Source organism: Streptomyces sp. NPDC028314 (assembly GCF_055565795.1).
The window spans coordinates 555,626-567,775 of record NZ_JBVHTP010000002.1; the positions used below are offsets into that span (position 1 = coordinate 555,626).

Genomic DNA, 12,150 nt, shown 5'->3' on the forward strand with positions numbered 1-12,150 from the left:
ACGGCACTTGTCGGGTTACCGTTCGAGTGGCCGTTGCGGGCTTGTGCCGTTTGACACGGGGGCGGGTTGTACCGTCACACTCCGCAGCGTCGCCGTACTGCGACCGAGTGCCGACCGGAGAGAAGAGCCAAGTTGTCCCCGACTAGCGAGACCGCAAAGGGCGGCCGCCGACTCGTCATCGTCGAGTCCCCTGCCAAGGCGAAGACGATCAAGGGCTACCTCGGCCCGGGATACGTCGTCGAGGCGAGCGTCGGGCACATCCGCGACCTCCCCAGCGGCGCGGCCGAGGTTCCCGACAAGTACACCGGCGAGGTCCGTCGCCTCGGCGTGGACGTCGAGCACGACTTCCAGCCGATCTACGTCGTCAACGCGGACAAGAAGGCCCAGGTCAGGAAGCTCAAGGAGCTGCTGGCCGAGTCCGACGAACTCTTCCTCGCCACCGATGAGGACCGCGAGGGCGAAGCCATCGCGTGGCACCTGCAGGAAGTCCTCAAGCCCAAGGTCCCCGTCCACCGGATGGTCTTCCACGAGATCACCAAGGACGCGATCCGCGACGCCGTCGCCAACCCGCGCGAGCTGAACCAGCGCATGGTCGACGCCCAGGAGACCCGCCGCATCCTCGACCGCCTCTACGGCTACGAGGTCTCGCCGGTCCTGTGGAAGAAGGTCATGCCGAAGCTGTCGGCGGGCCGCGTCCAGTCGGTGGCCACCCGCCTCGTCGTCGAGCGGGAGCGCGAGCGCATCGCCTTCCGCTCCGCCGAGTACTGGGACCTGACCGGAACCTTCGGCACCGGCCGCGCCGGTGACGCCTCCGATCCCTCGACCCTTGTCGCCCGCCTGAACACGGTGGACGGCAAGCGCATCGCGCAGGGCCGCGACTTCGGCTCGAACGGGCAGCTCAAGAGCGAGGTGCTGCACCTCGACGAGGCGAACGCCCGGGCGCTCGCCGCCGCGCTGGAGGGTGCCTCGTTCGCCGTCCGCTCGGTCGAGTCCAAGCCGTACCGCCGTTCCCCGTACGCGCCGTTCCGTACGACCACGCTCCAGCAGGAGGCCTCGCGCAAGCTGGGCTTCGGGGCGAAGGCGACGATGCAGGTGGCGCAGAAGCTGTACGAGAACGGCTTCATCACCTATATGCGTACGGACTCCACGACGCTCTCCGACACCGCCGTGAACGCGGCGCGGGCGCAGGTCACCCAGCTGTACGGGGCGGACTACCTGCCGGAGAAGCCGCGCGTCTACGCCGGCAAGGTCAAGAACGCGCAGGAGGCGCACGAGGCGATTCGCCCTTCGGGTGATCGTTTCCGCACCCCCGCCGAGACGGGTCTGACCGGCGACCAGTTCCGCCTGTACGAGCTCATCTGGAAGCGGACCGTCGCCTCGCAGATGAAGGACGCGGTCGGCAACTCGGTGACCGTGAAGATCGGCGGGCGGGCCTCGGACGGCCGCGACGCCGAGTTCAGCGCGTCCGGCAAGACGATCACCTTCCACGGCTTCATGAAGGCCTACGTCGAGGGTGCGGACGACCCGAACGCCGAGCTCGACGACCGCGAGAAGCGGCTGCCGCAGGTCGCCGAGGGCGACGCGCTGTCGGCCGAGGAGATCACGGCCGACGGCCACTCGACCAAGCCGCCGGCCCGCTACACCGAGGCCTCGCTGGTCAAGGAGCTCGAAGAGCGGGAGATCGGCCGCCCGTCGACGTACGCGTCGATCATCGGCACGATCCTCGACCGCGGCTACGTCTTCAAGAAGGGCACGGCCCTCGTGCCGTCCTTCCTGTCGTTCGCGGTGGTCAACCTGCTGGAGACGCACTTCGGGCGGCTCGTCGACTACGACTTCACCGCCAAGATGGAGGACGACCTCGACCGCATCGCGCGGGGCGAGGCCCAGTCCGTGCCGTGGCTGAAGCGGTTCTACTTCGGCGCCGAGGACGCGTCGGAGGTCGTACCGGCCGACGGCGACCACCTCGGCGGCCTGAAGGAACTGGTCACCGACCTGGGCGCGATCGACGCCCGGGAGATCTCCTCCTTCCCCGTCGGCGACGGGATCGTGCTGCGCGTGGGCCGCTACGGGCCGTACGTGGAGCGCGGCGAGAAGGACGCCGAGGGCCACCAGCGCGCCGACGTGCCGGACGACATGGCTCCGGACGAGCTGACCACGGAGTACGCGGAGGAGCTCTTCGCGAAGCCGAGCGGCGAGTTCGAGCTGGGCAAGGACCCCGTCAGCGGGAACGAGATCATCGCCAAGGACGGCCGCTACGGGCCGTACGTGACCGAGATCCTCCCCGAGGGCACCCCGAAGACCGGCAAGAACGCGGTCAAGCCGAGGACCGCCTCGCTGTTCAAGTCGATGAACCTGGACACCGTCACGCTGGACGAGGCGCTCAAGCTGATGTCCCTGCCGCGCGTGGTGGGCGTCGACGGGGAGGGCGTGGAGATCACGGCCCAGAACGGCCGCTACGGCCCGTACCTGAAGAAGGGCACGGACTCGCGGTCGCTGGAGACCGAGGACCAGCTGTTCTCGATCACCCTCGACGAGGCGCTGGCCATCTACGCGCAGCCCAAGCAGCGCGGCCGGGCCGCGGCCAAGCCGCCGCTGAAGGAGCTGGGCACCGACCCCGTCAGCGAGAAGCCGGTGGTGGTCAAGGACGGCCGCTTCGGGCCGTACGTCACGGACGGCGAGACGAACGCGACGCTGCGGCGGGACGACGACGTCGAGACGATCACGCCGGAGCGGGGCTACGAGCTGCTCGCCGAGAAGCGGGCGAAGGGGCCGGCCAAGAAGACGGCCAAGAAGGCCACGGCGAAGAAGGCCCCCGCCAAGAAGGCGACGGCGACGAAGACCGCCGCCGCCAAGAAGACGGCCGCGAAGAAGACGACGACGGCGAAGAAGGCCACCGCGGCCAAGAAGACCGTCGCGAAGAAGACGGTGGCGACGAAGACGGCGGCCGCCCCGGCGGCGTCGGACGAGTAGCCTCCGGCGACTTGGGCATGACGGACAGGGCTCCGCGCACGGCGCGGGGCCCTGTCCGTTCATGTCCGGACCGCCCGGCGGGGCCCGCGAGGTGGGTGCGGGGTCACACCGGGGTTGTCCACAGGCTCCCGCAGCTGCCAAGCGCAGCGGATAGGCTGGGCGGATGACGCGAACCGAGCAGCCAACGGTCGTGACCGCCACCGAGAACCCCACCTACGACGAAGCCCTGGCCGCGGACTCCCGCGAGCGTGCGGTGCGCGCACTGCTGCGCACTCCGAGGCTGCGCCGGCTGTGGAGCGCCCAGCTGGTGAGCGGCATCGGTGATGCCCTCGCCCTGCTGGTCCTGGTGTTGCTCGCCCTCCAGGCGGCCGGCTCCGAGGGATCATTCGGCGGCGGCTACCGCGGAGCGGCCTTCGCCGTCGCCGCCGTGTTCGGCGTCCGGATCCTGGCCACCGTGCTCTTCGGCGCCGTGCTGCTCGGACCGCTGGCCAAGCTCACCGCCCCCGGCGGCAAGCTCGACCGCCGCTGGACGATGGTCGGCGCCGACGGGGTCCGGATGGGGCTGTTCGTCGTCGCCCCGCTCTGGCTGGACTGGATCCCGGCGCACGCCCTGACCGCGCTGCTGGCCACCGTCTTCGTCTCCGGGGCCGCTGAGCGGCTGTGGACCCTGGCCAAGGACAGCGCGGCCCCCGCCCTGCTGCCCGCGCCGCCGCCGGAGGGCGCCACCGTACGGCCGCTCCCGGACCACCTCGACACCCTGCGGCGCCTGACGCTGCGTACGGCCTTCGCGGCGCTGCCCGTCGCGGCCGCCGCGCTGCTCGCCGCGACCCTGGTCGGCCGGGCGCTGGGCCTCGGCGTGGACTGGTTCGCCGCGAACCAGGCGGCGCTCGGCTCGTACGTGGCCGCCGGCCTGTTCGCCGCGTCCGTATCGCTGCTGCTGCCGCTGGCGCTGCCCGCCACCCGGACCCCGCGCCCGCGCTCCCCGCTGGAGGGGCTGCGCGCCCCCAAGGCGGGGGACCGGCCCGAGAAGGGCCGTACGGGCGCCATCCCGCTGCTCGTGCTCGCCTCGGCCGCCGTCGCCGGGGCCGTGGCCTCCGCCGCCTCCGTGTCCGTACTGCACGCCGTCGACCTGGGCGGCGGCCCCTCCTCGTACGCCCTGCTCGTGCTCGCCCTGGTCGGCGGAACCGGGCTCGGCATCCGCGCCGGCCAGGCCGGGAAGGTCCTGCCCGGGCTGTCGCGGCGCCGGCTGCTCGCCCTCGCCATAGCGGTCACCGGGTTCGCGCTGCTGCTGGCCGGGCTGGTCCCGGACACGGCGACCGTGCTGTTCCTGGCGCTGCTCGCCGGGACCGCCGCGGGCACCGCCGCCAACACCGGCCACACGCTGCTGGACCAGGAGACCGAGGAGTTCCGCCGGGCCAGGGTCACCGAGCACCTCCAGGCCGTCGTCCGGGTGGCCGTGGCCGTCGGGGCCGTCGCCGCGCCGCTCCTGGCCGCGGCGATCGGCCCGCACCGGCTGACCGGCGGCGAGGTCGTCTTCTCGCACGGCGGCGCGGCCTTCACCCTGATGCTGGTCGGCGCGCTGCTGCTGCCGGTCGCCGTGGTGGTGCTGGCCAAGGCCGACGACCGCAGCGGGGTACCGCTGCGCCGCGACCTGCGCGAGGCGCTGCGCGGCGGGGAGCCGGTCCAGGCCGCCTCCGCCACCGGCTTCTTCATCGCCCTGGAGGGCGGCGACGGGGCCGGCAAGTCCACCCAGGTCGAGGCGCTGGCCGACTGGATACGGGGCAAGGGCCACGAGGTCGTCGTGACGCGCGAGCCCGGTGCCACCCCGGTCGGCAAGCGGCTGCGGTCGATCCTGCTCGACGTGTCCTCGGCCGGGCTGTCGAACCGCGCCGAGGCGCTGCTGTACGCCGCCGACCGGGCGGAGCACGTGGACACCGTGGTCCGGCCCGCGCTGGAGCGGGGCGCCGTGGTCATCACCGACCGCTACATCGACTCCTCGGTGGCCTACCAGGGCGCCGGGCGCGACCTGTCCCCGACCGAGATCGCCCGGATCTCCCGCTGGGCCACGGGCGGGCTCGTACCGAACCTGACCGTGCTGCTCGACGTGTCGCCGGAGGCGGCCCGGGAGCGGTTCACGGAGGCGCCGGACCGGCTGGAGTCGGAGCCGGCGGAGTTCCACCAGCGCGTGCGGGCCGGATTCCTGACGCTGGCCGCGGCCGACCCCGGGCGCTACCTGGTGGTCGACGCGGGCCAGGACCCGGGCTCGGTCACCACCGTCGTACGGCACCGCCTGGACCGGATGCTGCCGCTGTCCGAGCAGGAGGTCGCGGCGCAGCTCGAAGCCCGGCGGCTCGCCGAGGCGGAGGCCAAGCGCAGGGCGGAGGAAGAGGCCGCCCGCAAGGCGGAGGAGGAGCGGCTTCGGGCCGAGGAGGAGGCCCGGCTGGCCCGCGAGGCCGAGGAGGCCCGGATCAAGGCCGAGGCGGAGGCCGAGGAAGCCCGGCGGCTCGCGGCGGCCGAGGCCGCCCGCAAGGCGGAAGAGGCCCGGCTGCGCGCCGAGGAGGAGGCCCGCGCCCGGGCCGAGGCCGAGCGGCTGCGTGCCGAGGCCGAGGAGAAGGCCCGCGCCCTGGAGGCCGAGCGGCTGCGCAGGCAGGCAGAGGAAGAGGCCCGGCTGCGTGCGGAGGCCGAGGAGCGGCGGCTGGAGAAGCAGCGCCGCGCGGAGGAGGCCCTGCTGAGGGCCGAGGAGGCGCGCCGGCTGGCGGAGGCCTCGGCGGCCGCTGCCGCCGCCCGGACGGCTGCCGAGGCGGCTGCTGCCGCGGCGGTGGCTCCGGCGGCTGCTCCTGCCCCGGCTCCTGCCCCGGCTCCGGCCCCGGCGCCTGCTCCGGCCCCGGCTCCGGCGCCCGCCGGGGAGCGCGCGCCCAGGGTCGGGATGCGCAAGGACCCGCACCCGGACGACGCCGTCACGGTCGAGACCCCGGTGGTCAAGCGGTTCGTACAGCCCGACGACGTGACGCAGACGGTCCCGGTGCCGAAGGTCGACCCGGCCGCCGAGACCTCCGTGCTCCCGCCGGTCCGCGACGCCGCTCCGGCGGACGGCCCCGCGCGCCCGGCCCCCGCTTCGGGCGGCCGGAGCTCGTCAGCGCGGCCGACGGCCCGCCGCCCCGAGGAGAACCCGGCCGACCGGGTGCCCCCGGGCATCTTCCGGGACTCCGGGCGCCCCGACGCCGCCGGGTCCGCGGACGGCGGGAACGACGCGACCCGCGAGCTGCCGGTCGTCGGCGACGACGGCCGACCGCGCCGGGCGCCGTCGGACTGGGCCGAGGCCACACCACTGGACGATCTGCCGACCCTGGCGGACGAACTGCTGGGCCGGCGCCGGGACGACGAGGACGACGCGGACGACGAGGGCCGCCGTCGGGGCCGCCGCCGCTGAGCGGTGCCCCGCGGGCCCGGCCGGTGGTGCCGCCGAGCGCTGCGGCGTCGTTGTCAGTGGGGTCCGCCAGAATGTGAACAGGTACGCACGGACAGTGAAAGGCGGTGGGCGGGATGCCCGTATGGGACGACCTGGTGGGACAGGAGCGTGTGCAGACACAGCTGGCCGCCGCCGCCCGTGACGCCGACGGCCTGGTCACGGCCATCTCGGACGGGACACCGCCGCCGCCCCAGTCCAAGATGACCCACGCCTGGCTGTTCACCGGGCCGCCCGGCTCCGGGCGGTCCACCGCCGCCCGGGCCTTCGCCGCGGCCCTGCAGTGCACCAGCCCCGACCGCGCCCTCGGCGGGGAACCGGGCTGCGGCTTCTGCGACGGCTGCCACACCACCGTGATCGGTACGCACGCCGATGTGGAGATCGTCCGCACCGATCTGCTGTCCATCGGTGTGAAGGAGACCCGCGACCTGGTCCGCCGGGCCCAGCTGTCTCCCGCCGTCGGCCGCTGGCAGGTCATCGTCCTGGAGGACGCCGACCGGCTCACCGAGGGCGCCGGCAATGTGCTGCTCAAAGCCGTGGAGGAGCCCGCCCCGCGGACGGTGTGGCTGCTGTGCGCGCCCTCCCTGGAGGACGTGCTGCCCACCATCCGCTCCCGCTGCCGGCATCTGACCCTGCGTACCCCGCCGGTGGCGGCCGTCGCCGAGGTGCTGGTGCGCCGTGACGGCATCGAGCCGGAGGTCGCCGCCGCGGCCGCCCGCGCGACCCAGGGGCACATCGGCCGGGCCCGCCGGCTCGCCACCGACGCGTCCGCCCGCTCGCGCCGGGCCGCCGTGCTGAAGCTCCCGCTCCGGGTGGACGACGTGGGCGGCTGCCTCAAGGCCGCGCAGGAGCTCGTCGATGCCGCCGCCGAGGACGCCAAGCAGATGGCGGAGGAGGTCGACACCAAGGAGACCGAGGAGCTGCGCGCCGCGCTCGGCGCCGGAGCGGGCGCGGGCAGCAGGATGCCGCGCGGCACGGCGGGCGTGATGAAGGAGCTCGAGGACCGGCAGAAGCGCCGCCGCACCCGTACCCAGCGCGACAGCCTCGACCTGGCGCTGACCGATCTCACGGGCTTCTACCGGGACGTGCTGGCCCTCCAGCTCGGCTCGGGCCTGGCCATCGCCAATGAGGAGATACGGGCGGACCTGGACCGGATCGCCCGCGCCTCGGGCCCCGAGCGCACGTTGCGGCGTATCGAGGCGATCATCGCCTGCCGCAGCGCCCTCGACCGGAACGTGGCGCCGCTCCTCGCGGTCGAGGCGATGACGATGTCGCTGCGCGCGGGCTGAGAGGGCTGCTCAGGACATGTCCGCGGTTCGACGCTCGTTGACTCGTTGACTCGTTGACCCGTTCACCCGTACGAGCGTTACGGCGGGCCGTGCCGGGAGGCCCCGGTCCGGGCGGGGCGGTGGGCCGTCCCCGGGCGGCGGGCGGCCGGCCGGACCGCGCGGGCCCGCTGGCGGCCACCGGCAGGCCGTAGGCTCGCAACATGGACACCAGTCGCCTGCTGCGTACCACCGGAATCGTGATCGCAGCCGCCGGGCTGCTGCTTTCCGGGTGCACCTCGGACGGTTCGGGGGGACCCCGGGCCGCCGCGTCCTCCACCTCCCCCTCCGGCGGCTCCGCGCTGTCGGCGGAGCCGACCGCCGTGCCGGCCGCGCTGCGCCCGTACTACGAGCAGAAGCTGAGCTGGCGTGACTGCGGTGTCCCCGGCTTCCAGTGCTCCACGATGAAGGCGCCGCTGGACTACGCGAACCCGGGCACCCCCGATTCGCCTCAGGCCATCGACATCGCGGTGTCCCGCCGCGTGGCCACCGGCCCGGGCAAGAAGCTCGGCTCGCTGATGGTCAACCCGGGCGGGCCCGGCGGTTCGGGCATCGGGTACCTCCAGGCGTACGCGGGCATCGGCTACCCGGCGGCCGTACGCGCCCGGTACGACATGGTCTCCTTCGATCCGCGAGGGGTGGAGCGCAGCAGTCCGGTCGAGTGCCTGAGCGGGCCGGCGATGGACAAGTTCACGCAGGTCGACCAGACGCCGGACGACAAGGCGGAGGAGGCCCTGCTGGTGGCGGCGTTCAAGGAGTTCGCCGCCGGGTGCCAGGCGCGCTCGCAGCGGATCCTGCCGCACGTCTCCACCGTCGACGCCGCCCGCGACATGGACATGCTCCGTGCGGTGCTGGGCGACGAGAAGCTGTCGTACGTCGGAGCCTCGTACGGCACCTTCCTCGGGGCCACGTACGCGGAGCTCTTTCCGAGCCGTGTCGGCCGGGTGGTCCTGGACGGGGCGATGGACCCGTCGCGGCCGGCGCTCGAACTGAACCGGGACCAGACGGCGGGCTTCGAGACGGCGTTCCGCTCCTTCGCCAGGGACTGCGTGAAGCAGCCCGACTGCCCGCTGGGGAAGGGGGATCCGGACGCGGTGGCGCAGCGGCTGAAGGAGTTCTTCCGCAAGGTCGACGCGCAGCCGGTGCCCAGTGGTGAGGCGGACCGCCCGCTCGGCGAGTCCCTGGCGACGACCGGGGTGATCGCGGCGCTGTACGACGAGAGCGCGTGGCCGCAGCTGCGCGAGGCGCTGGGCTCGGCGATGAACGGCGACGGTTCGGGGCTGCTGGCGCTGGCCGACAGCTACTACGAGCGCGAGGCGGACGGCACGTACGCGAACCTGATGTACGCGAACGCGGCCGTGAACTGCCTGGACCAGCCCCCGGCCTTCAACGGGCCGGAGGGGGTCCAGGCGGCGCTGCCGTCCTTCGAGAAGGCCTCGCCGGTCTTCGGCCCGGGGCTGGCCTGGGCCTCGCTGAACTGCACGTACTGGCCGGTGAAGGCCTCCGGCTCGGCGGCCCCGCTGGCCGCGAAGGGCGCCGCGCCGATCGTGGTGGTCGGCACCACCCGCGACCCGGCGACCCCGTACAAGTGGGCGCAGGCGCTGGCGGGCCAGCTCGACTCGGGGACCCTGCTGACGTACGACGGCGACGGCCACACCGCGTACGGGCGCGGCAGCACCTGCATCGACACCGCGATCAACCGCTACCTGCTGGAGGGCAAGGCCCCGAAGGACGGCACGAAGTGCTGACCGGCGGGCCGGATCAGGTCCCTCTCAGTGGCCCGATCCGGTGGCCGTGAACTCCTTGGGCACCATCCACACCACGAGCAGCAGTACGGCGGCCGTGATGCCGACGGAGACGTACGAGGTGGTGGTCAGGGCGCTGTCGAAGGCGTCCCGCGCCCGCTCCAGGACCCCCGCGCTCTCGGCGGGCGGCAGGCCCTCGGAGAACTCCTTCGCCCCGCCGATCGACTCGGCGGCCTGGGCCGGGGCGCCGGCCATGTGGCGGGCGTACGCGGCCGCGTGGATGGAGCCGAGCAGTGCGACGCCGAGGCCCACCCCGAGCTCGTACGAGGTCTCGGACACGGCGCCCGCCTGCCCGGCCCGCTCCGCCGGGACCGCCGAGACCAGCACGGAGGCGGCGGTGGTGACGGCGAGGCCGTCGCCGAAGCCGACGGCGACGAGGAACACGGCGACGTAGGCGTACGAGGTCGGCTGCGGGGCCAGGGCCAGCAGGGTGAAGCCGACGACGAGCCCGGCCAGCCCGAGTGCCATCGAGGCGCGCACGCCGAGCCGGTGCATCAGCGTCGGCGCCAGCAGGGAGCTGACCAGCATGGCGAGGGCGGTCGGCAGGGTGCGCAGGCCGGCCTCGAAGGGGGTGTAGCCGTGTACGTACTGGAGCCACAGGGACACCAGGAACAGCGCGGCGCCGGCGGCGAGCATGGCCATCAGGGTCGCCAGCGCGGCGGCGGTGAAGGGCCGGTTCAGGAAGAGCCGTACGTCGAGCAGCGGATCCTTCAGGCCGAGCTGGCGGCGGGCGAACCAGAACAGCAGCCCGATGCCGAGCAGCAGGATCAGCAGGTCGACGGCGCCGGGGGTGCCCTTGGCCACGTGCTTGATCCCCCAGGCGAGGGCCACGATGCCGATGACGGACAGCAGGGCGCTGACCCAGTCGAGGGGGTGGCTGCCGGCGGACTTGTACTCGGGCAGCAGCCAGAGCCCGGCGACGACGGTCACGACGACGACGGGGACGTTGACCCAGAAGGCGGCGGCCCAGCCGTAGCGCTCGACGAGCAGCCCGCCGACGAGCGGCCCGATCGCGGCGCCGCCGCCGGCCACAGCGGCCCAGATGCCGATGGCGCGGGCGCGCTCGTGGGGGTCGGTGAAGATGTTCCGGATCAGCGAGAGCGTGGACGGCATGACCATCGCCCCGCCGATGCCGAGCAGGACGCGGCCGGCGATGAGCTGGGTGGAGCTGGTGGCGGTGGCGGCGACCACGGAGGCCACGCCGAACAGCACGAAGCCGGTCAGGAACAGCTTCTTGCGCCCCAGCCGGTCGCTGACGGCGCCGGTGGTGACGAGCAGGCCGCCGAGGACCAGCCCGTAGATGTCGATGATCCACAGCTGCTGGAGCGCGCTGGGCCGCAGGTCGTCGATCAGGGAGGGGAGCGCCACGTTCAGGATGGTGGCGTCCATGGCCACCAGCAGCAGACTGGCGCAGAGCACAGCGAGCATCGCCCAACGTCCGGATCCGGTCGTCGAGCGGCGTTCCGCGGCGGGGCCTGTGGGGTTCACGGCTCGGGCCACGGGATATCTCATCCCTTCGGGGGTCACGCAGCAGAACGATGTGCCGGATATGGCACATCTGCCCCATTATGTGGGTGATTCCGGGCCCTCGCGCAACCCGGTTCGGGGCACCCGGTTTAACCCTGTAGACTTGGCGCCGCTGCTGATGAGAGCCTCCCTCAGGGGAAATTCTCGTCTCCCAGCGGTGCCGCCTTAGCTCAGTTGGCCAGAGCAACGCACTCGTAATGCGTAGGTCTCGGGTTCGAATCCCGAAGGCGGCTCTGTAGAAGCCCCAGGACTCACTCGCCGTGACCTGGGGCTTTTGCTATTTCCGGATCTTGCGGCGCCGGCGGGCTCGGGTCCGCCCGGGTGCTCTCGGTCTCGGTTCTGGCCTCAGACACCGGATCGGGGCCCCGGCATGAACGCCTCGCCCGTGCGGGGCATCGCCTCCCGGGAGAGCTCCGATCGCCCCTTCACGTACCGCCGCGTCTGACTGATCTGCGTGTGGCGAAGGATCTCCGTGAGGGTGGGTATGCCGTCCCCCGGTTCGTGGGCCCATCAATGACCGGTGTGCGGCCGGAGCGCGGGCTGGTGCGCGGTCAAGGACATCGCCGCCGTGCCGTACGAGGTCGTTCTGGCGTGTGAAACCCAACCCCCGTACGCGTGCTGTCCGCTCGCCGCGTACAGCAGGGCAGCACCCAGGTGCGCCTGCGCGCTGCCCGAGGGCCTGCGGGGGATCCCCTCCCCGTCCCGGGGACAGGTTCGCGGGGCGGGGGGCGACCCGTCCCTGGGCGGGGGTAAGTCGCGGCCGGGATCTCTAGCGTTCAGGGGGTCAAGATCATTACGGATCGGCGCGGCCCAGGCCGTGCCGTCCACACGTGAAAGGCGTGAGCCGAATGGCGAACCCGAACGTCGGAATCATCGAAGAGATCAACGACCAGAACCTCGACGCCGTCAGCGCCGCCGGTCAGGGCTGGGGCACGGTCATGTCGACCCTGACCTGCTACGGCGCCAGCTACGTCCTGGGGAACAACGGCAACTTCTGCACCGCCACGGCCGAGTGCCAGAGCAACTGCAAGTGACGTAACCGACGCCGGGACTCCCC

The 12,150-nt window shown here is 73.1% G+C and carries 6 protein-coding genes, 1 tRNA gene and 1 pseudogene; 6 read left to right on the forward strand and 2 right to left on the reverse strand.

Going from position 1 to position 12,150, the window contains the following annotated elements:
- Window positions 1–132: 132 nt before the first annotated feature.
- The 4 genes from topA (at window position 133) to ACZ4TG_RS06805 (ending at window position 9,509) form a co-directional block, all read left to right on the forward strand.
- Window positions 133–2,970, forward strand: coding sequence for a type I DNA topoisomerase (topA, locus tag ACZ4TG_RS06790; protein ID WP_468160241.1), 2,838 nt, complete (start codon window positions 133–135; stop codon window positions 2,968–2,970).
- 163 nt (window positions 2,971–3,133) lie between these two features.
- Window positions 3,134–6,400 (forward strand): dTMP kinase, encoded by a 3,267-nt coding sequence (gene tmk, locus ACZ4TG_RS06795; protein WP_468160242.1) that lies wholly within the window; start codon window positions 3,134–3,136, stop codon window positions 6,398–6,400.
- A gap of 113 nt (window positions 6,401–6,513) precedes the next feature.
- Window positions 6,514–7,725 (forward strand): DNA polymerase III subunit delta', encoded by a 1,212-nt coding sequence (locus ACZ4TG_RS06800; protein WP_468160243.1) that lies wholly within the window; start codon window positions 6,514–6,516, stop codon window positions 7,723–7,725.
- A gap of 200 nt (window positions 7,726–7,925) precedes the next feature.
- Entirely contained in the window at window positions 7,926–9,509 is a 1,584-nt protein-coding gene (locus ACZ4TG_RS06805) for an alpha/beta hydrolase (RefSeq protein ID WP_468160244.1), read from the forward strand.
- A gap of 24 nt (window positions 9,510–9,533) precedes the next feature.
- Here ACZ4TG_RS06805 and ACZ4TG_RS06810 read toward each other — a convergent pair whose 3' ends face one another.
- Window positions 9,534–10,994 carry an MFS transporter gene (locus ACZ4TG_RS06810; protein WP_468160245.1) on the reverse strand — a complete coding sequence of 487 codons (1,461 nt, stop codon included), beginning with the start codon at window positions 10,992–10,994 and terminating at the stop codon, window positions 9,534–9,536.
- A gap of 258 nt (window positions 10,995–11,252) precedes the next feature.
- Here ACZ4TG_RS06810 and ACZ4TG_RS06815 point away from each other — a divergent pair.
- Window positions 11,253–11,326, forward strand: a tRNA-Thr gene (locus ACZ4TG_RS06815).
- Between the two features lie 44 nt (window positions 11,327–11,370).
- Here the strand turns inward: ACZ4TG_RS06815 and ACZ4TG_RS06820 are convergent.
- Window positions 11,371–11,597, reverse strand: a pseudogene (locus ACZ4TG_RS06820) (tyrosine-type recombinase/integrase); the annotation flags it as partial.
- 344 nt (window positions 11,598–11,941) lie between these two features.
- Between ACZ4TG_RS06820 and ACZ4TG_RS06825 the strand changes: the two are divergent.
- Complete coding sequence (locus ACZ4TG_RS06825; protein ID WP_468160246.1) at window positions 11,942–12,127, forward strand: plantaricin C family lantibiotic; 186 nt, start codon at window positions 11,942–11,944, stop codon at window positions 12,125–12,127.
- Window positions 12,128–12,150: the final 23 nt, after the last annotated feature.